This window comes from Bartonella raoultii (assembly GCF_019659805.1).
Classification (GTDB): domain Bacteria; phylum Pseudomonadota; class Alphaproteobacteria; order Rhizobiales; family Rhizobiaceae; genus Bartonella; species Bartonella raoultii.
In genome coordinates, this window is the sequence record NZ_JAIFRO010000027.1 from 1 (window position 1) to 882 (window position 882).

Annotated in this window: 1 protein-coding gene and 1 pseudogene; both read left to right on the top strand. The window is 35.6% G+C overall.

All coding sequences use genetic code 11. The features are described 5' to 3' along the window. The coding region (locus K3248_RS08550; RefSeq protein ID WP_246588470.1) for a VirB8/TrbF family protein at positions 1-662 on the top strand (662 nt) is incomplete at its 5' end. A 35-nt stretch (positions 663-697) separates the two neighbouring features. Beyond that, a pseudogene (locus K3248_RS08555) lies at positions 698-882 on the top strand (P-type conjugative transfer protein TrbG); the annotation flags it as partial.

An 882-nucleotide genomic window follows, 5' to 3' on the forward strand; every position in this document is an offset into this window, starting at 1 on the left:
ATTCTATAAAGGACAAACCCTCTAATCCATATATTATAGCGCGTAAAGAATGGATGGAAAGGTATGGGGACTATATTAAGTCCGCTAATAATTGGCGCTTAGCAACCTTTGGAATGATTATTATTACTGCAATGTCAGTAGGAGCATTCATTTGGAAATCAAATGAAGAAACTATTATTCCTTATATAGTGCAAACCAATTCGGTCGGTGAGGTAACGCATTTATCAAAGGCAAATGTTGCTACTAAACCAAATGCGACCCATATTCGGGCGGCGTTACGTAATTGGATTATTGGGGCACGTACTGTTTATGTTGATATGAGAGCAGAAGAAGATCTCATAAACCAGACATATTCAATGACCTTACCTCAATCACCAGCATATGCCATGCTTGTTGAATATCATAAACAAAATGATCCTTATTCACGTGCTGCAATGGAGACAGTGGAAGTTCAAGTTAATGCAATTGTTCCTGTTTCCGATGATACTTGGCAAATTGAATGGACTGAAAAGAAAAGAGCACGATCAGGTGCTATTATTGATACTAAACTTTGGCAAGCTACCGCTACAGTTATTTTAGCAATACCAAAAACTGAAAAGCAAATAATGGTAAATCCTATTGGGTTATATGTTAAACAATTTGCATGGACGCCAAGACTTTAAAATCAATCATAGTAAATGCGTAAAGCGGGAATTTTATGTTAAAAAAAATTATTTTTATAAGTACAGTTATTTTTGCAACATCAAAAGCTCTGGCGACAGATGTATCACACGACATTAATTTTGTTTCTCCTCAAAGAGTAATGCTTACTGATAAGGAAGCATGGGGAATTAAATTGGCAAATCAATGGAAGAATAATCCAAAAAGGCCTATATATTCTGG